This window comes from Comamonas sp. wu1-DMT, from assembly GCF_040187805.1.
Lineage (GTDB): Bacteria > Pseudomonadota > Gammaproteobacteria > Burkholderiales > Burkholderiaceae_C > Comamonas > Comamonas thiooxydans.
The window spans coordinates 102447-120595 of the sequence record NZ_JBANEM010000003.1 but is presented as its reverse complement, the minus strand read 5'-3'; the positions used below and the strand labels follow the sequence as shown (position 1 = coordinate 120595).

16 protein-coding genes are annotated in these 18149 nt (G+C 61.0%); 6 read left to right on the top strand and 10 right to left on the bottom strand.

Annotated elements, in window-relative coordinates:
• The first annotated feature begins 40 nt into the window (after window positions 1–40).
• On the top strand, window positions 41–889 hold the full coding sequence (locus tag V8Z78_RS06530; protein WP_179626951.1) for an ABC transporter ATP-binding protein: 849 nt from the start codon (window positions 41–43) through the stop codon (window positions 887–889).
• Between the two features lie 8 nt (window positions 890–897).
• Window positions 898–1668 (top strand): ABC transporter permease, encoded by a 771-nt coding sequence (locus V8Z78_RS06525; protein ID WP_003068629.1) that lies wholly within the window; start codon window positions 898–900, stop codon window positions 1666–1668.
• Between the two features lie 76 nt (window positions 1669–1744).
• Here V8Z78_RS06525 and V8Z78_RS06520 read toward each other — a convergent pair whose 3' ends face one another.
• Together V8Z78_RS06520 and V8Z78_RS06515 are read right to left on the bottom strand one after the other, a co-directional pair.
• A complete protein-coding gene (locus V8Z78_RS06520; protein WP_231879747.1) occupies window positions 1745–3430 on the bottom strand; it encodes a phosphoethanolamine transferase in 1686 nt (561 codons plus the stop codon).
• Window positions 3431–3545: 115 nt separating this feature from the next.
• The gene (locus V8Z78_RS06515; RefSeq protein WP_280032367.1) at window positions 3546–4727 is read right to left on the bottom strand and encodes an aminopeptidase; all 1182 of its coding nucleotides are present in this window, start codon (window positions 4725–4727) and stop codon (window positions 3546–3548) included.
• A 42-nt stretch (window positions 4728–4769) separates the two neighbouring features.
• Here V8Z78_RS06515 and V8Z78_RS06510 point away from each other — a divergent pair, with 42 nt between their 5' ends.
• The 3 genes from V8Z78_RS06510 (at window position 4770) to V8Z78_RS06500 (ending at window position 7065) form a co-directional block, all read left to right on the top strand.
• A complete protein-coding gene (locus V8Z78_RS06510) occupies window positions 4770–5387 on the top strand; it encodes a hypothetical protein (RefSeq protein WP_349731104.1) in 618 nt (205 codons plus the stop codon).
• A gap of 74 nt (window positions 5388–5461) precedes the next feature.
• Window positions 5462–6733, top strand: coding sequence for a class I SAM-dependent methyltransferase (locus V8Z78_RS06505; protein ID WP_349731103.1), 1272 nt, complete (start codon window positions 5462–5464; stop codon window positions 6731–6733).
• Window positions 6734–6744: 11 nt separating this feature from the next.
• Window positions 6745–7065 carry a DUF1840 domain-containing protein gene (locus V8Z78_RS06500; RefSeq protein WP_279091491.1) on the top strand — a complete coding sequence of 107 codons (321 nt, stop codon included), beginning with the start codon at window positions 6745–6747 and terminating at the stop codon, window positions 7063–7065.
• A gap of 76 nt (window positions 7066–7141) precedes the next feature.
• On the opposite strand, the gene V8Z78_RS06495 is transcribed toward V8Z78_RS06500, so the two are convergent.
• The 8 genes from V8Z78_RS06495 to V8Z78_RS06460 form a co-directional block, all read right to left on the bottom strand.
• Window positions 7142–8131, bottom strand: a complete 990-nt coding sequence (locus tag V8Z78_RS06495; RefSeq protein WP_003068642.1) for a tripartite tricarboxylate transporter substrate-binding protein — start codon at window positions 8129–8131, stop codon at window positions 7142–7144.
• Between the two features lie 274 nt (window positions 8132–8405).
• Window positions 8406–9653, bottom strand: a complete 1248-nt coding sequence (locus V8Z78_RS06490) for a phenylacetate--CoA ligase family protein (RefSeq protein WP_003068645.1) — start codon at window positions 9651–9653, stop codon at window positions 8406–8408.
• 159 nt (window positions 9654–9812) lie between these two features.
• A complete protein-coding gene (locus V8Z78_RS06485; RefSeq protein ID WP_012840001.1) occupies window positions 9813–10652 on the bottom strand; it encodes an ABC transporter ATP-binding protein in 840 nt (279 codons plus the stop codon).
• Window positions 10653–10840: 188 nt separating this feature from the next.
• Window positions 10841–12157: an ABC transporter substrate-binding protein gene (locus V8Z78_RS06480; protein WP_003068651.1), complete on the bottom strand. Its 1317-nt coding sequence runs from the start codon at window positions 12155–12157 to the stop codon at window positions 10841–10843.
• A gap of 222 nt (window positions 12158–12379) precedes the next feature.
• Window positions 12380–13444: a branched-chain amino acid ABC transporter permease gene (locus V8Z78_RS06475; protein ID WP_349731102.1), complete on the bottom strand. Its 1065-nt coding sequence runs from the start codon at window positions 13442–13444 to the stop codon at window positions 12380–12382.
• Between the two features lie 17 nt (window positions 13445–13461).
• Window positions 13462–14391, bottom strand: coding sequence for a branched-chain amino acid ABC transporter permease (locus V8Z78_RS06470; RefSeq protein ID WP_039050110.1), 930 nt, complete (start codon window positions 14389–14391; stop codon window positions 13462–13464).
• Between the two features lie 10 nt (window positions 14392–14401).
• The gene (locus V8Z78_RS06465) at window positions 14402–15187 is read right to left on the bottom strand and encodes an ABC transporter ATP-binding protein (protein ID WP_003068658.1); all 786 of its coding nucleotides are present in this window, start codon (window positions 15185–15187) and stop codon (window positions 14402–14404) included.
• Window positions 15188–15198: 11 nt separating this feature from the next.
• A complete protein-coding gene (locus tag V8Z78_RS06460; protein ID WP_012839998.1) occupies window positions 15199–17124 on the bottom strand; it encodes an AMP-dependent synthetase/ligase in 1926 nt (641 codons plus the stop codon).
• A 226-nt stretch (window positions 17125–17350) separates the two neighbouring features.
• Here V8Z78_RS06460 and V8Z78_RS06455 point away from each other — a divergent pair, with 226 nt between their 5' ends.
• Window positions 17351–18082, top strand: a complete 732-nt coding sequence (locus V8Z78_RS06455; protein WP_003068662.1) for a Crp/Fnr family transcriptional regulator — start codon at window positions 17351–17353, stop codon at window positions 18080–18082.
• Window positions 18083–18149 lie beyond the last annotated feature (67 nt).

Genomic DNA, 18149 nt, shown 5'->3' with positions numbered 1-18149 from the left:
GCTGGATGCGCTTGTGTGACAGGCGCTACAGCCTGTTTTTATGAAATCATCAGATACAGAAGCTGTCCGGCCCTTCGTCGAATTCAAAGACGTCTGGCTGGCCTATAACGAAGAGCTGCTGCAGGCCAATCACTTTGCGGTGGAGGCCATCGACCTCACGGTGCAGCGCGGCGAGTTCATCGCCATCGTCGGTCCTTCGGGCTGCGGAAAGTCGACGTTCATGAAGCTCACCACGGGCCTGAAGATGCCGTCCATGGGACGCATCACGGTCGATGGCCAGCGCGTGGCAGGGCCGCTCAAGATCTCGGGCATGGCGTTTCAGTCCTCCTCGCTGCTGCCCTGGCGCACCACGCTGGACAATGTGCTGCTGCCGCTGGAGATCGTGGAGCCGCACCGTTCGCAGTTCAAGCAAAAGCGCAAGGAATACGAGGCGCGTGCCATAGAGCTGCTGGGCAAGGTGGGTCTGGCAGGCTATGAGCGCAAGTTTCCCTGGCAGCTTTCCGGCGGCATGCAGCAGCGCGCCAGCATCTGCCGCGCCCTGATTCACGAGCCGCAGATGCTGCTGCTCGACGAGCCCTTTGGCGCGCTCGACGCCTTCACGCGCGAAGAGCTGTGGTGCATTTTGCGCGACCTGCAGGCCGAGCAGAAGTTCAATGTGATCTTGGTCACCCATGATCTGCGCGAGAGCGTGTTCCTGGCCGATACCGTCTATGTGATGAGCAAGAGTCCGGGCCGCTTCGTGGTGCGCCGCGACATCGACCTGCCGCGCCCGCGTGATCTGGAGGTCACCTACACCCCCGAGTTCTCGGACATCGTCTACGAGCTGCGCGGCCATATCGGCGCCCTGCGCAAGAGCGGCCCCGAAACCGCTGCCGCCATTCCTCAATAAGGCGCATCATGAAACATCAAAAAACCGCCGAGCGCTGGGCTCCCTGGCTGCTGTTGCTGCTGATCGTCCTGCTCTGGCAGATCATCTGCTCGGGCTTAGGCGTCTCGGAGTTCATCTTTCCCAGCCCCTGGGCCATAGGCCATCAGCTCTATGAGTTTGCGGGCACGATTGCCATGCATGCCTGGCGCACCTACTGGGTGACGATGGCAGGCTTTGCCCTGGCGATCGTGGTGGGCGTGCTGCTGGGCTTTCTGATCGGCTCCTCGCGTCTGGCCTATGCGGCCTTCTACCCGCTGATGACGGCTTTCAACGCCTTGCCCAAGGCAGCGTTCGTGCCGATTTTGGTGGTCTGGTTCGGCATCGGCGCAGGCCCGGCCATTCTCACGGCCTTTCTGATCAGCTTTTTCCCCATCATGGTCAATATCGCCACGGGTCTGGCCACGCTGGAGCCCGAACTGGAGGATGTGCTGCGCGTGCTGGGAGCCAAGCGCTGGGACGTGCTGATCAAGGTCGGCCTGCCGCGCTCCCTGCCGTATTTCTACGGCTCGCTCAAGGTCGCGATCACGCTGGCCTTCGTCGGCACCACGGTCAGCGAGATGACGGCTGCCAACGAGGGTATCGGCTATCTGCTGGTCTCCGCCGGCTCTTCCATGCAGATGGGCCTGGCCTTTGCGGGGCTGATCGTGGTGGGAGCCATGGCCATGGTGATGTACGAGTTGTTCAACCTGCTGGAAAAGCACACCACGGGCTGGGCGCGCCGCGGCTCTCAGGGCGAGTGATACGCAGCTGCTGAAAGCGGAAAAGCCTGCCGGATCGTGCATCCGGCAGGCTTTTTTTGTGCTGCGCAGTCAATGGCTAGCTGGCCGTGCGGCAGCTGGCAAATGCATCCAGAGGCTGCTTGTAGGTTGGAGAAGTGACATCCATCAATCCCATCACCGTATGGAACAGGTTGTCGTGCGAGAGCGGCTGGTCCAGAGTCTTGCTCAGACAGGCCTGATTCAGGCCGGTGCGCGCACCCAGCGTTCCCAGCCAGGCAATCATGGGCACATGTTTTTGATCGTCGGGCGCCATGGCGTAAGGCATGCCGTGCAAATAGACACCGAGCTCGCCCAGCGATTCGCCATGGTCTGACATGTAGAACATGCCGGTTTCAAACTGGTTTTGCTGGGTCTTGAGCCAGTCTATGGTCTGGGCCAGGAAGTGGTCGGTATAGCGAATGGAGTTGTCGTAGACATTGACCACGCTTTGCTGCGAACAGCTGGACAGTGCATTGGTGGCGCACTCGGGCTTGAAAGCCTTGAGGTCTGCAGTGGAGCGCTTGAAGTACTCGGGACCGTGACTACCCATCTGGTGCATGACCAGAACCAGGCCCTTTGCCCGGCGTGCGGGGTCCAGCTTGGCGATGCGCTCGTCCAGGCCGCTGAGCAGCAGAGCATCCAGGCATTCGCCATCCTGGGCGCACAGCGTCTTGCCGGCCGGCGTATTCACGCTGTCGGCGGTATCGGCCATGGGGATACGCTTGCACACGCCTTTGCAGCCTGCCTGGTTGTCCACCCAAAGCACGGCCAGTCCGGCGGCCTGCAGCACGTCGAGCAGGTTGTCATGCTCGACCTTGGAGGCGTAAAAGCCTTCGCGGCCCAGGTTGGAGAACATGCAGGGCACCGATTCGCGGGTGCTGGTGCCGCAGGAGCGGGCATTGCGCCAGCTCAGCACATCGCGCTTGGCCAGTTCGGGGTTGGTATCGCGCTCGTAACCGTTGAGGCTGAAATTCTTTGAGCGTGCAGTCTCGCCCACCACCAGCACCAGCAGCGGCGGTTTCTGGGCTGCGGCATAGCTGGCACCCAGGGCCGCGCCGCCCGTTATGCTGACAAAAGGCCTGGGCTTGTTGAGCAGAGGATCCAGCGCCACCGAGGCTGCGGACAGCACGGGGTTGATCGGGTTGATCATGTAGCGCAGCCAAAGATTGTTGCGCACCACGGGGGCCAGATCGCGGTAGGAAACGGCCAGCGATGCGGCTATCAGGGCAATGCCGCCCAGCAGCAGCAAGGCGGTGCGCAGCATATTGCGCCAGGCGCTGTTGGCGCGTTTGAGCGGGGTTTTCCACAGCCAGATGGCTGGCAGTATGGCGATGATCAACACCTCGGCCAGCAGCTTGATGTTGAACAAGTCCGAGCTTTCGCGCGCATCGGTCTGCAGGATGTTGTGAATCATGCCCTTGTCCATCACGGTGCCGTAGCTGACCATGAAGTACTGGGAACTGGCCGCCACCAGCAGCAGCGCCACCCAGAGCGGCTTGGTAAAGCGCGGCCAGGCAAACAAAGAGGTCAGCAGAAGGCTGGCGCCCAGCACCAGCGGCACAACCCGCAGGGCCAGCAGGGCCAGACTGCCGTGATAGCCATCCAGGGAAGGCAGGCGCAGCCACAGGGCCCAGTTCGCCGTCAGTGTCAGCCAGATGGCCAGGGCCAGAGCGATGAACTGAGGCGTGCGAGGTTGAAAAAGCCCCTTGAAAAATGGGGCAGAAACGGAGTCTTGGGTAGCCACGGTGGACGGCAAAAAATAGGTATCGGAGAAGTCTGGCGGGACTTTCTTAAAAACCGCTGAAGCCTCCTACATGGTTAACCCTTGTAAAAAATTGTTTTGTGTCAATTTGAAGTATTTATTGGCACTGAGTCGCTGTTTCTGCCGCTTTTCCCCATTGGGTGCATAGCCGCAGCTTGCGCTCTTCAGCAGGCAAGGCTGCCAGCTCGCGCATCTGCGCATAGAAGCTGCGCCAGGTCTCGGGAGTGGCCGGGCCTTCGCCGCGCAGTTGCTGCCACCAGCGAGTCATGGCCGGCACCCAGTCGTCATAGGCGGCCAGGGCACCGAAGCTGGCGTTATTGGCCTGGGCCACCCATTCATCGGTCTGGGTCAGGCGCCGGTAATACTGCTCGCGCAGGGCGAGGCTGGTCAGCAGGGGCTCGTCGCTGGCAATCCATTGCGCTCTGAGCTGCGCATAAGTGGCGCGGAATTCGTCAAATACTTTGCTTTTGATGGCTTCCAGCACTTTGGCATCAAAGGCTTCAGTATTTTTCTGTTCATAAATCTGTTGCAGGCGCTGGCGGGTCTCGCGCGTCAGCTGTTGCCATAGCTCGCGCCGCTGCAGGCTCTGTTGCCAACGTTGTTGCGTGGCGGCGCTGGCATGGCTGTGCAGCCACAAGGGCGTGGCCATGCGTTCCACCGTGGTGGCAAAGGATTCGTTGAAGGCCGTGTCATTCTTCACATACAACAGCTGGTGGGCCAGTTCGTGGAACAGCAGGCCGGCAAAGTCACCCTCCTGCCAGGAGGTGAAGGTGCTGAGCAAGGGGTCGCCGCCCAGCCAGTTCAGATAGCCCAGCGTGGAGTAGGCAGGCACGCCATAGACGCTGGTCTCCAACCCCAGGGACTGAAGCGTTCGTGCCTGCGCTTGTGCGTCGCTCTTGCTGAAGTAGCCTCGGTAGGCAATGCAGCCGGTGACGGGAAAGCACCATTGGTGCATCTCCAGGCTGTAGGCCGGGGCTGCCACCACGTTCCAGACCGCAAACGGACGCTGCAGCTGAGCGTAGCGGGTGTAGCTGGCGTTGTCGGGCAGAGCCAGCTCCCGGCTGGCGAAGCGGCGCATCTGTTGCGCAGTCTGCAGGCGTTGACGCAGTGCTGCGGAGGTACTGTCTTCTGCCAGCCAGTCATCAATAGGTCGTGCGGCCTGAAGAATCTGCATCTGTCCCTTGAAACCTTGCCAGTAATAGCCGGCGCTGCTGCAGCCCGTCAGGCCTGCAATTGCGGCACTAATTCCCAGCAAAGCCCTCAGGCTGACTACACTCATCCTTTTTCTCATTGCGCTTGTCCGCCTGTCTGGTTTCGCTTCATGGATTTTCTAACGCTCGCCATCATTGTCACCACCGTGCTCTACGTGCTCAAGAAGCAGGAGCAGCGTCAGCACACCCAGCTTCTGGCCCAGCATCTGGCACGCTTTCAGATCGAGAAGCTCATGGCCAATCTGATGGAGGGATATCTGCGTGTCATCGGCGAGAAGGATGCGCAGAGGCGTGAACAGATCTGGCCCGTGCTGGCCAATACCGAGAGCAGTCTGGTGAGCCAGTTTCAGCGTTTCGCGGATGAGTTCGCCACCCTGCCGGCCGAGCAGACGCGTGCCAGTACCCTGCCGCTGGCGCTGCCCTATATGACCAGGGTTCTGCCTTCGGCCACCATGGATGTGCGCGAGACCATGAAGCTTCATGCCCAGGCGCTGGCGGCCGCCCGTGTGGGGGATGCGGCTGACGAGGAGGAGCGCAAGCGCCGAGCCTTCACCATGACGGCCGAGCTGATGCTGATGCAACACACCTGCCACTGGTTCTGCCGCAGCCGCACCGTTGCCTCCATGCGCTTGCTGGCGCGTCACAAGACGGCTTATGAACAAGTGCTGCAGTCTGTGGCCCCAGCCACCCTCAAGGCCTACGACAGGCTGGTGAAAGCCAGCAGCTGATCCTCTGCCAGTCCTGGAGGCAGTTTTAGGCAGGGATGTTTTCCGTCTTGACCCTGCCATAGTCGATGTGAACAATGGTTTTCATGAAAAACCTGTTGAGCACATTGGAGCCGCTGCTAGCAAGACTTCCTGTGACTGCATCGATACAGCTTCCCTCGGGCGAGCGTATCGGGCCTGAACACAGTGCGGTTCAACTCATTTTTCGCTCTCCCAAGGCTGTTGCGGCGCTGCTGGACGGCCAGATCGGCTCGATTGGTTCGGCCATCGTCGAAGGCTGGGTGGAGGTCAAGGGCAGCTCCCGCGACATCATGGGAGCAGCGGCCGGGCTGCTGCGCGGTGATCCGGTCAGTCGTACGCCCTCCTGGCTGGGGCAGACGGTCTCCAAGGCCAGGTCGCTGGCCATGCACACGCTGACCCGCGATGCCGAGCAGATTCAGTTTCATTACGATCTCTCCGACGACTTCTACGCACTGTGGCTGGACCCGCGCCGCGTCTATTCCTGCGCTTACTACAAGGAGCAGGGCATGAGCCTGGCGCAGGCGCAGGAGGCCAAGCTCGATCACATCTGCAAAAAGCTCAAGCTCCAGCCTGGCGAGCGCTTCTGGGACATAGGCTCCGGCTGGGGCGGGCTGATCTTCTGGGCGGCCGAGCATTACGGCGTGCAGGCCCATGGCATCACGCTGTCGCGCAACCAGTTCGATCATGTGCAGCGTCTGATTGCCGAGAAGGGCCTGCAGGGCAAGGTTCAGGTCGAGCTGCGCGACTACCGGCAAATGGGCGATGTGGCGCCGTTCGACAAGATCGGCTCGGTCGGCATGTTCGAGCATGTGGGCAGCGCCAATCTGCAGGAATACTTCGAAACCATTTATTCCATGCTCAGGCCCGGCGGACTGGCCCTGGTCCATGGCATCACGGCGGGCGGTGTCAGCAATGTGGAGCTGGGTGCCGGCATGGGCGAGTTCATCAACCGCTACATCTTTCCCGGTGGAGAACTCATGCATGTCAGCCGCGTGCTGCATGATCTGGCGGCCAGCGGACTGGAAATGGTGGATACCGAGAACTTGCGCCCGCATTACGCGCGCACGCTTTGGGCCTGGTCGGATGGGTTGGAGGCCAGGCTGGGCGAAGCTCAAAGCATTTTGCAAGCCCAGTACGACGAGGAAAAGGCCGCCAAGGCTTTGCGTGCCTATCGTCTTTATCTGGCGGGCTCGGCCATGGGCTTCGAGCATGGCTGGATTGCGTTGCATCAGATGCTGTGCAGCAAACCCGATGGCGATCTGCGCAGCGGTGCGATGGCGGGTGCGCAGAGCGGCTATCCTTTCAACCGCGAATACATCTACCGTTGAAGGAATCGCTCATGCCCTACAAATTCAAATCGCGTGCCACGGCAGACCTCATCATGTTGGATGCCAACGGCCGCAAGCTGCTGGAAATCATCGGCAAGTCGCCCGACGAGGTGCACGGCATCATCACCGTGGAGCAGATTCCGGCCGCCATTGCCGCGCTGGAGGCAGCTGCCGCCGAAGAGGCCGCCAGGCGCAAGCAGCCGGAGGAGGACGCACAGGATGAGGATTCAGCGCCTGCGAGCCAGGACAGCGTGGTCCTGGGTCAGCGCATCGTGCCTTTTGTCGACATGCTCAGGCGCAGCGCAGCCGATGGCAAGGAAGTGACCTGGTAGATCCGGCCACCTTCCGGCTGCCCAACAAAAAAGCCTGCAGATGCAGGCTTTTTTGCGTTGAACGGATCGTGCGTTCTCAGTCGGCGTAGATGCCGGCGGCCTTGATGACCTTGCCCCACTTGGCGATTTCGGCTTCCACAAACTTCTTGTGGCCCGCAGGGTTGGTGCGGTCGTCCGTGGCAATCACGGCTCCCAGGGCTTCCTGGCGCTTGATGAACTCGGGGTCCTTGAGCGAAGCCTTCATGGCCTCGTTGATCTTTTGCACCACATCGGCAGGCGTGCCCTTGGGGGCGTACAGACCGTGCCAGATGGTCACGTTGAAGTCCTTCAGGCCCAGGGACTGCAGCGTGGGCAGGTCCTTGAGTGCAGGCGTGGTCAGAGGCTTGGCAGTGGTCACGGCATAGGCCTGAACCTTCTTGGCGGCAATCTGCGAAGTGGTGTTGGTGGTTTGGTCGCACAGCAGGTCCACCTGGTTGCCCATCAGATCGGCAATCGCAGGAGCTGCACCCTTGTAGGGTACGGGCGTCATGTCCTGCTGCAGCGAGGCCTGGAACATCAGGCCGCACAGGTGCGATGCCGAGCCCACCCCGGCGTTGGCCAGATTCACCTTGCCCTGGTTCTTGCTGACCCAGTCCTTGACTTCGGCGAAGTTCTTGGCGGGCAGGGTGGGGCGGCCGATCAGCGTCATGGGCACATCGTTGATGATGCCGGCGTACTCGAAGTCGTTGAGTACGTTGAAGGACAGCTTGCGGTACAGCGTCGGGATGGTGGACATGCCGATATGCGTCAGCAGCAGCGTGTAGCCGTCATTGCGTGCACGTGCGGCCTTGGCCGTGCCAATCGTGCTGCCGGCACCGTCTGCGTTGTCGATGACGATGGTGGCATTGTTAAGCTGCTTGCGCATGGATTCGGCCAGGTCGCGAGCCACCTTGTCGGTGGGGCCGCCTGCCGTGAAAGGCACGATGATCGTGATCGTCTTGCCAGCGGCTGGGTAGCTGTCGGCATGGCTGCTGATGGCTGCGGTGGCGGCCAGAGCGATGGTGGCGATCTTGAAAATAGTTTTCACAGTGTCTCCCTAAAAATAATGTGCAAGCAGACCAGGACGGTTGACTTGTCGTGACGTAAAGCCGGATTCTAGGTAGCGCTAATCTGTGGGGTTTTTGTTATTTTCTAAGTGTTATCCCTTGATGGAGCGGGCGATCACATTGCATTTGCGTTAAAGCAAACCGATTGCCTGTCGCGTATTGGCGACACATGTGCAGGGGCTTGGCCAAGCTCAAGTCCCAGTACAAAACCTTTAGGTCGCAGAGCCAGTCGAATGCCGGCAGCTCTTCAGAGCTTCACTGATAGGAGCGCGCGTCCTCGATCACCTTGCCGTCATTGGGCAGGCTGCCGGGAGACACCATCTGCACTTCGCCACGCAGCTTGGTGACTTCGCGCAAGGCGTCGATCACCTGCAGGGCAAAGCCCGGTGCGGTTTCCGTGGTTTCAACCAGCAACTGCATCTGGTCGTTGGCCATCTCACCCGTCACCACCAGCCTGGCCCTGACGATCTGCGGAAAGCGCTTGACGACCTCGGCCACCTGTTTGGCATGCACGAACATGCCGCGCACCTTGGTGGTCTGGTCGGCGCGGCCCATCCAGCCCTTGATGCGGGCATTGGTGCGACCCGTGGGGCAGGTTCCCGGAAGATAGGCCGAGAGGTCACCCGTGCCAAAGCGGATCAGCGGATAGTCGGGGTTGAGCGTGGTGATGACCAGCTCGCCCACCTCGCCCTCCGCCACAGGGTCGCCGGTTCCGGGGCGCACGATCTCCACGATCACGCCCTCGTCCAGCACCAGACCTTCACGGGCGCTAGTCTCATAGGCAATCAGGCCCAGATCGGCCGTGCCATAGCTCTGGTAGGCATCTATGCCATGCTCGCGCATCCATTGGCTGAGCGAGGGTGGGAAGGCTTCGCCGCTGACCATGGCCTTGGTCAGGCTGGGCAGCTTCACTCCCATCTCCAGGGCCTTTTCCACAATAATTTTCAGAAAACTGGGCGTACCCACATAGGCCGCAGGCCGCAGATCGGCCATGGCCTGCACCTGCTGCTCGGTCTGGCCCGTGCCGCCCGCAAACACCGTGCAGCCCAGGGCCTGGGCGCCGGTTTCCATCATCGATCCGGCGGGCACGAAGTGATAGCTGAAGCAGTTATGCACCAGCTCACCAGCCCTGAAGCCTGCGGCGTACATGGAGCGGGCCATGCGCCAGTAGTCGGGGCGGCGGCTTTCGGGCTCGTAGATGGGGCCGGGGCTGGAAAACAGCCTGGGCATGTCGTGGCCAAGGCCAATGGCATTGAATCCGCCAAAAATCTGCTGCGGACGCTGTGCGGCCTGGCGCTCCAGCAGCTCGCTCTTGCGCGTCACAGGCAAGGTGGCCAGCGCTGCGCGACTGGTGATACGGGATGCATCCACACCTTTGAGAATTTCGGCAAAAGCGCTGGAGCGCTGCTGTGCATGGGCAATCTGCAGCGGCAGGCTGGCCATGCAGTCGGCTTCGCGCTGTTCGGGGCTGCGGGTTTCCAGGGCATCGTAGAAATCACTCATGGCAAATCCTGTAGAGAAAATCTGCAAGCAAAACGGAAGTCAATGGGCGCAAGCTAAAAACTGGCGCGCACCAAGCCAGAGACAGCGAGCAAGCACCGCCGCGCAGCGAGGCTGTCGTCCCCCTAGGGGGAAGGCGCGAAGCGCCTCAGGGGGCCGCCATCAAGCCAACCAGCGTTTTCTGCGTTTGTAGCTCTTGACGTCCTTGAAGCTCTTGCGTTCGCCGCCGCCCACGCCCAGATAGAACTCCTTGACGTCCTCGTTGCTGGCCAGATCCTTGGCGGAGCCGTCCATGACGATGCGCCCGCTTTCCATGATGTAGCCGTAGTCGGCGTATTTGAGCGCCATGTTGGTGTTCTGTTCGGCCAGCAGGAAGGTGACTTTTTCCTTGCTGTTGAGGTCTTTGACGATGTGAAAGACCTCGTCCACGATCTGCGGCGCCAGGCCCATGGAGGGCTCGTCTAGCAAAACCATACGCGGGTTGCTCATCAGCGCACGGCCAATGGCACACATCTGCTGCTCGCCGCCCGAGGTGTAGGCCGCCTGGCTGGTGCGCCGGGTCTTGAGGCGCGGGAAGTAGTTGTAGACCTTCTCGAGATTGGCTGCAATCTCGCCCTTGTCCGTGCGTGTGTAGCTGCCGGTGAGCAGGTTTTCTTCGATCGTCAGGTGGGCGAAGCAGTGGCGTCCTTCCATGACCTGGACCACTCCGCGCTTGACAAGTTCGGCGGGCGAGAGGTTGGCGATCTGCTCGCCCTCCAGCGTAATGCCGCCCTTGGTGACTTCGCCGCGCTCGCCTTTGAGCAGGTTGGAGATGGCGCGCAGCGTGGTGGTCTTGCCTGCGCCATTGCCGCCCAGCAGAGCCACGATGCTCTGGTGGGGTACTTGTAGCGAGACGCCCTTGAGCACCAGGATCACATGGTTGTAGATGACCTCGATGCCATTGACTTCCACCAGCGGTGCGGTCTGGGCAGAAGTGGAAACTGTGTGCGCGATATCGGTCATGCGGTCACCTGATAACTCAAAATAGATAGCTGTCTGCACTTTATGGATAAGCGCTCGAGGCTGATTTTTATAAATCCGGTTGCGACGAGGCGGGCCTTGGTCAGAGACATCAAGCAAGGACCTGGGCAGGCCGCGCCGTCGTCCCCCTCAGGCGCTTGGCGCCAGTGAGGGGGAAGGCGTGAATCGCCTCAGGGGGTGCAGGTTCTTACCTTGACGTTCTTTTCCTTGGCGTACTTTTCCGCAAATTCCTTGTAGAGCGGATCGACCATGGACTTGTCGGCCTGGTACCAGTCGGAAGTCACCTTGAACTTGCTGCCATCCCAGGTGGCAATACGGGCCCAATCGGCGCCCAGGTGGTTGTCGCAGCTGGTCTTGAAGGGGCGGATGATCTTGCCGAAGCCCAGCTCGTTCAGGCGTTCCTGCGTCATGTTCAGGTTCTCCAGGCCCCAGCGCACCTGCTCGGGTGTCATGACCTTGCCCTTGCCGAACTTTTCCTGAGCGGTGCGGATGGCCTCTACCTGCAGCATGGAGATCACCATGCCGCGAGTATGTGCCAGCTGGCCCAGTTCCTTGGCGTCCTTGGCCGTGCCCTGACCCTTGTCGTAGAGCATGGACTTGATGTCGCCATGCACCTTGTCGCTCTCGGCCGTGTTGTGGATGGTCACCGTGTTGTAGCCCTTGGCGCCGGCACCGATGTCCTTGACGTCATGGTCGGAGCCGCCCCACCAGACGGCATACATCTTCTCGCGTGGGTAGCCCGTGGCCTGCGCCTCACGCACGGCCGTAGGAGTCATCACGCCGGCCGACCACAGCAGTACATAGTCGGGGCGGTTCTGGCGAATCTGCAGCCAGGTGGATTTTTGCTCCACGCCGGGGGCGGTCACGGGCAGCTTGATCAGCTCAAAGCCATCCTTGGCGGCGCGCTTTTCCAGCAGCGGAATCGGCTCCTTGCCATAAGGCGAGTCGTGATAGACCAGAGCGATCTTCTTGCCCTTGAGGTTGCCTTTTTCCTTCTTCAGAATGTCCTGCACGATGGAGTCGGCGGCTGTCCAGTAGTTGCCCAGCAGCGGGAAGTTCCACTCGAAGACCTTGCCGTCCACGGACTGGGACAGACCATAGCCTGGGGTGACCACCGGCACCTTGTCGCCGGGAGCCTTGTCGGTCACGGCAAAGGTGATGCCGGTGGACTGGGTGTCAAAGCCCGAGGCGCCGCCGTCCTTGTTCTTGAGGCGCTCGTAGCATTCCACACCCTTGGCCGTGTCATAGGCGGTTTCGCATTCCTCGAATTTGATCTTCACACCGTTGACGCCACCCTTGGCATTGACCAGCTTGAGGTAATCCTGCTTGCCGTCCGCCCATGGAATACCCAGGGGCGCGAACTGGCCCGTGCGATACACCAGCAGAGGCACGAACTGCTCCTGGGCCTGAGCCGCAGGCGAGGCCATCAAGGCTCCCATGCCTGCAGCAATAGCAGCGGCAGCAATCGCAACTTTCTTGAACATCATCGACTGTCTCCTTGGGTTGTATGGGACGCTGTCCCGGTTGCAGGCACTCTGCGGTGTCTTGATTAATAAGAGCTAGGGCTCAAGCATTGGAAACTGTCTTTGGATTTGGCAACAGCCATCTCAGAGACATCGAGCAAGGGGCGTCCCGCCGCGAGGATGTCGTCCTCCTCCCGCGAAGCGAGAGAGGAGGAAGGCGCGTAGCGACTCAGGAGGTGTTTCATATCAATGCGGAAACGGCCAGACGCGCAGCTTCTGACGGGCCGTGGCCCAGAGCTTGGCCAATCCGTGGGGTTCCACAATCAGGAAGAACACGATGAGCGCACCAAAAATCATGTGCTCGAGATAGGTCGCCGTGGCAGTGGACAGCGGCAGGCCCAGCCAGTGGGGCACCTGGTTGAGCAGCAGCGGCAGCAGCACGAAGAAGGCGGCGCCGAAGATGCTGCCCACGACCGAGCCCAGGCCGCCGATGATGATCATGAACAGCAGCTGCAGCGAGCGGTCCAGGCTGAAGGCCGCGGGTTCCCAGGCACCCAGGTGGACAAAGCCCCAGAGCGCGCCGGCCACGCCGACGATAAAGCTGCTGACCGCAAAGGCCGACAGTTTGGCGTAGGTGGGGCGAATGCCGATCACTGCAGCTGCCACGTCCATGTCGCGCATGGCCATCCATTCACGTCCTACAGAGCTGCGCACCAGATTTTTGGCGGCCAGGCCGAGCAGACACAGAATTGCCAGGCAGAGCAGGTACTTTTCCATGGGCGTGTCGATGGCCCAGTCCAGAATGGCCAGGGGCTTGGCGCTGACCGAGCCGGAAGAGGAGTTGTTCGTCACCCAGGCCGCGCGGGTCGCCAGCCAGTCCACAAAGAACTGGGCGGCCAGCGTGGCCACGGCCAGATACAGGCCGCGAATGCGCAGGCTGGGAAGACCGAACACCACGCCGAACGCCATGGCCACCACGCCACCGCCCAGAAGTGCTACCAGCAAAGGCATGCCTTCAATGCGGGCCTGCAGGTTGTAGGCCGCATAGGCACCCACGGCCATGAAGGCGGCGGTACCCAGCGAAATCTGGCCGCAGTAGCCGACGAGGATATTGAGTCCCAGCGCCGCCAGCGACATGATGACGAAAGGAATCAGAATCGCCTGAAAGGTGTAGTCGCTGGCAATGAAGGGAATGGCCAGGAAGGCAAAGGCCAGCACTAGAAGGATGACCCAGCGGTCCTGCGCGACGCCGAAGATCTGCTGGTCTGCCGCGTAGCTGGTCTTGAACTGGCCGTTTTCACGATAAAACATATTCTTGTTCTCCCCGTTCAGACGCGGTCAATGATCTTGTCGCCGAACAGACCTTGGGGTCGTACCAGCAGGAAGCAAAGGGCCAGACCATAGGCAAACCAGGTCTCGATGCCGCCGCCCACCATGGGACCGATGTAGACCTCGGAGAGCTTCTCTCCCACGCCGATGATCAGGCCGCCGATGATGGCGCCGGGCAGTGATGTCAGGCCGCCCAGAATCACCACGGGCAGGGCCTTCAGGGCCACCAGCGACAGCGAATACTGAACGCCCAGCTTGCTGCCCCAGATGATGCCGACGACCAGAGCCACGCCGCCGGCCACCGACCAGACGATGACCCAAATGCGCGACAGCGGAATGCCGATGGACTGGGCGGCCTGGTGGTCGTCGGCCACGGCACGCAGCGCGCGTCCGGTCTTGGTTTTCTGAAAGAAGATGCTCAGGCAGATCACCAGAATGGCGGCGATGCAGGCCGCATACAGGTCTTCCAGGCTGATCATCACGCCGCCTTGAAACAGGCTGTCCATGATGAAGACGGGGTCCTTGGGCATGCCTACGTCAATCTTGTAGACCTCGCTGCCAAAGACCATGGGACCGAGGCCGTCGAGCAGATAGGCAATGCCCAGCGTGGCCATCAGCAAGGTGATGGGCTCCTGATTGACCAGATGGCGCAGGGCCAGCCGCTCTATCACCCAGGCCACGACCACCATCAGCGCCAGGGTGACGACGATGGCCAGCAGGTTGCCGACGAGACCGGGCTCCATGCCCAGCCAGCTGGGAATCCATTGCGAAAAACGCGCCATGGCCAGGGCCGAAAACAGCACCATGGCGCCTTGCGCAAAGTTGAAGACACCAGAGGCCTTGAAGATCAGCACAAAGCCGATGGCGATCAGTGCATACAGCGTGCCCACCATGAGGCCGCCGAACAATGTCTCTAAGAAAAATCCCATGACTGCTCCTTCAGTGGCCTGCGCCCAGATAGGCGCGGATCACGTCTTCGTTGTTGCGTACTTCATCGGGAGCGCCGTCGCCGATCTTCTTGCCATAGTCCAGCACCACGACACGGTCCGAAATGTCCATGACCACGCCCATATCGTGTTCGATGAGCACGATGGTGGTGCCGAACTCCTCGTTCACATCGAGGATGAAGCGGCACATGTCCTGCTTTTCTTCCACATTCATGCCGGCCATGGGCTCGTCCAGCAGCAGAACCTGAGGTTCCATGGCCAGGGCCCGGCCCAGGTCCACGCGCTTTTGCAGGCCATAGGGAAGCTGGCCCACGGGAGTCTTGCGATAAGCCTGGATTTCGAGAAAGTCGATGATGTGCTCGACGAACTCGCGGTGCTGCATTTCCTCGCGTTGCGCAGGGCCGATGCGCAGGGCCTGCATGAGGATGTTGCTCCTGATCTTGAGGTTGCGGCCGGTCATGATGTTGTCGATCACGCTCATGCCCTTGAACAGCGCCAGGTTCTGGAAGGTGCGTGCGACACCCATCTCGGCCACCTGGCGGCTGTTCATATGACTGAAGGTCTGGCCGCGAAAGGTGATGGAGCCTTCGGACGGTGTATAGACGCCGTTGATGCAGTTGAGCATGGAGCTCTTGCCGGCGCCGTTGGGGCCGATGATGGAGCGGATTTCGTGCTCTTTGACATTGAACGAGATATCGGTCAAGGCTTTGACGCCGCCGAAACGCAGACTGATGTTCTTGATGTCCAGAATCACTTCGCCGCTGGTTCTTGTATTCATGAAAATTCCTCTCAGGCGGCAGCCGGGTGGAGCTTGGCTTCGACGATGGTCAGCGTGGCGCTGACGCTGCCTGTGCGGCCGTCCTCGAACTTCACCAGGGTCTCGATGAACTGCTGCTGCTTGCCGGTGTAGAGCGCATCCACCAGCACGCCGTACTTGTCGGCGATGAAGTTGCGGCGTACCTTGCGGGTGCGGGTCAGCTCGTCGTCATCGGGGTCCAGTTCCTTGTGCAGCACCAGAAAGCGCGCCACCTGGGTGTCGGCCATGCCGGGCTCGCTGGCCAGGTCGGCGTTGACCTTGTCTATGCAGTCGGCCACCAGCTCCAGCACCTTGGCCTTGCTGGCCAGGTCCACATAGCCGCCGTAGGGCAGACCCTGGCGCTCGGCCCAGTTGCCCACGGCCTCGTAGTCGATGTTGATGAAGGCGCAGACCTCGTCCTTGCCATGGCCGAAGCAAACGGCTTCCTTGATATGCGGGAAGAACTTGAGCTTGTTCTCTATGTAGTTGGGCGCGAACATGGCGCCGCGGCTGGTCTTGCCCACATCCTTGGCGCGGTCGATGATGCGCAACTGGCCGTTGGCGTCGATCACGCCGGCATCGCCGGTATGGAAGTAGCCGCTGGCGTCGATCACCTCGGCCGTGGCGTCGGGACGCTTGTAGTACTCCTTGAGCACTGACACACCCTTGACCAGCACCTCGCCATTGTCGGCAATCTTGAGCTCGATGCCCGGAGCCGCCTGGCCCACGCTGGAGAGTTCCACCTGACGGTCGCGCTGCAGGCAGACATAGGCACAGGTTTCGGTTTGACCGTAGAGCTGCTTGAGGTTGATTCCGATGGAGCGGAAGAAGCGAAACAGCTCGGGGCCGATGGCAGCGCCTGCCGTATAGGCCACGCGGATGCGCGAAAGGCCCAGAGCATTGCGCAGCGGCCCGTAGATGAACAAGCTGCCCAACTGGTATTTGAAGCGATCCATGGCACTGACGCTCTTGCCGTCCAGAATGTCCGAGCCTACGCGACGTGCCACCTCCATGGCCTTGGCATACATCCATTGCTTGAGCGGCGAGGCATCTTCCATGCGAATGGAAACCGAGGTCAGCATGCCCTCGAATATGCGCGGCGGAGCAAAGTAGTAGCTGGGTCCGATCTCGCGCAGGTCGATGGCGATGGTCGAGGCGGATTCCGGGCAGTTGATGGTGAAGCCCGCCACCAGCCATTGCGCAAACGAGAACAGATGGTCTCCCACCCAGGCCGGCGGCAGGTAGCAGATCACATTGTCCGAAGCATTCAGGCCATCGGTCTGCACGCCGCCGCGGGCAGATTCGCCAAAGCTGGCGTGGGTCTGGCACACCCCCTTGGGCTTGCCCGTGGTGCCCGAGGTGTAGAGGATGACCGAGACATCGTCGGGCGAGACAGCCTGGACCATGGCCTCATAGGCTCCCGCGTGCCGTGCATCCCATTCCTTGCCCTTGGCCAGCAGCTCATCGGTGCTGATGAGTCCGGGTTGGTCATATTTGCGCAGGCCGCGCGGATCGTCATAGATGATGTGACGAATGCCGGGAACGCTCTCGCGCACTTCCAGCAGCTTGTCCACCTGTTCCTGGTTCTCGGCGAAGGCGAACGCGATCTCCGCGTCCTCCATCACAAAGCGCATCTCGGCGGCCACGGCATCCTGGTACAGCGGAATGGGCACTGCGCCACAGGCCTGAACGGCCAGAAAGCCCATGTAGACATGGGGCCGGTTATCGCTGATGAACGCCAGGTTCTGGCCACTTTCAAGCCCCAGTGCGCGCAGGCCGCAGGCCATGTGGCGCACGGTCTGTGCGGCTTCGCGCCAGCTCCAGGTTTGCCAGATGCCATACTCCTTTTCGCGCAGGGCGGGCGCATCGGGGCGTTCTGTCGCGTGCTTGAGCAGCAGTTGCGGGAACGTGGTTGTCATGCCTGATCCTCTTGGTTGGGGTTGGAGCCGCCGCGGCTACCCTTCACGAAAGTCTTGCAGACATGCTATGAGCGACTTTGACGTCAGGATGTCTGTTTGACGACAATTTGAGGGAAAGCCTGCATAGTGAAAATCCGCTGTAACAAATGCTGCTGAAAATGGCGCATTTGCTGCCTCGTGGAAATCCCGCTGTTGCGCCAGCGCGGCTTTGGCAATGCTTCTGGGCATGAGTCAAGAACTGTCCCTGCATCAAAGGCGGCGCAAGCCTTTGAGCTCAGAACTCGATGGCATTCCCTGGTGGCCCGTTCTGTTGCCCATAGAGCGTGAAAACGTGGCACGCGTGCTGCTCGTCGGCGATGCCGAGCCGGGTGACTATGTCTGCCGCACCGGTCGCCCGCCTACCTACTGGTTTGGCGTGGTCGACGGCCTGCTCAAGATGAACACCGAAAGCGCCGACGGAGTCAGCATGACGCTGGCCGGCCTGCCTCCCGGCGGCTGGTTTGGCGAGGGAACGGTCATCAAGCGCGAGCCCTATCGCTACAACGTGCAGGCCATCCGCAAGACTGTTGTGGGCGGCCTGCCCATAGACATGTTCCACTGGCTGCTTGATCACTCCATAGGTTTCAACCGTTTTGTGATGAACCAGCTCAACGAGCGCCTGGGCCAGTTCATCGCGGCGCGCGAGATCGACCGCATGAGCAATCCCGATCTGCGCGTGGCGCGCACTCTGGCCGCCTTGTTCAACCCCTTGCTCTATCCCGGCGTGGGGCAGATTCTGCGCATCACCCAGCAGGAGCTGGCCAATCTGGTCGGCCTGTCGCGTCAGCGTGTGAACGAGGCCTTGTCCGTGCTGCAGCGCGAGCGCGTGATCCAGATCGAGTATGGCGGTCTGCGCGTACTGGACCTGGAAGCGCTGCGGCATGGTGAGTTCTGCGCGTCGCGCAAGGCGCTTGCCTGAGGTACGCCCTATAACCTAGCTCCGCGCTGGAATTGTGGATAACTCTCGCCTCGCGCCCGCGCGTCGC

Bases quoted from the DNA above. Each gene is read 5' to 3' on its own strand.
- V8Z78_RS06530 (WP_179626951.1), top strand. From the start codon at position 41: ATGAAATCATCAGATACAGAAGCTGTCCGGCCCTTCGTCGAATTCAAA.
- V8Z78_RS06525 (WP_003068629.1), top strand. From the start codon at position 898: ATGAAACATCAAAAAACCGCCGAGCGCTGGGCTCCCTGGCTGCTGTTG.
- V8Z78_RS06515 (WP_280032367.1), bottom strand. From the start codon at position 4,727: ATGAGTGTAGTCAGCCTGAGGGCTTTGCTGGGAATTAGTGCCGCAATT.
- V8Z78_RS06510 (WP_349731104.1), top strand. From the start codon at position 4,770: ATGGATTTTCTAACGCTCGCCATCATTGTCACCACCGTGCTCTACGTG.
- V8Z78_RS06505 (WP_349731103.1), top strand. From the start codon at position 5,462: ATGGTTTTCATGAAAAACCTGTTGAGCACATTGGAGCCGCTGCTAGCA.
- V8Z78_RS06500 (WP_279091491.1), top strand. From the start codon at position 6,745: ATGCCCTACAAATTCAAATCGCGTGCCACGGCAGACCTCATCATGTTG.
- V8Z78_RS06490 (WP_003068645.1), bottom strand. From the start codon at position 9,653: ATGAGTGATTTCTACGATGCCCTGGAAACCCGCAGCCCCGAACAGCGC.
- V8Z78_RS06485 (WP_012840001.1), bottom strand. From the start codon at position 10,652: ATGACCGATATCGCGCACACAGTTTCCACTTCTGCCCAGACCGCACCG.
- V8Z78_RS06480 (WP_003068651.1), bottom strand. From the start codon at position 12,157: ATGATGTTCAAGAAAGTTGCGATTGCTGCCGCTGCTATTGCTGCAGGC.
- V8Z78_RS06475 (WP_349731102.1), bottom strand. From the start codon at position 13,444: ATGTTTTATCGTGAAAACGGCCAGTTCAAGACCAGCTACGCGGCAGAC.
- V8Z78_RS06470 (WP_039050110.1), bottom strand. From the start codon at position 14,391: ATGGGATTTTTCTTAGAGACATTGTTCGGCGGCCTCATGGTGGGCACG.
- V8Z78_RS06465 (WP_003068658.1), bottom strand. From the start codon at position 15,187: ATGAATACAAGAACCAGCGGCGAAGTGATTCTGGACATCAAGAACATC.
- V8Z78_RS06460 (WP_012839998.1), bottom strand. From the start codon at position 17,124: ATGACAACCACGTTCCCGCAACTGCTGCTCAAGCACGCGACAGAACGC.
- V8Z78_RS06455 (WP_003068662.1), top strand. From the start codon at position 17,351: ATGAGTCAAGAACTGTCCCTGCATCAAAGGCGGCGCAAGCCTTTGAGC.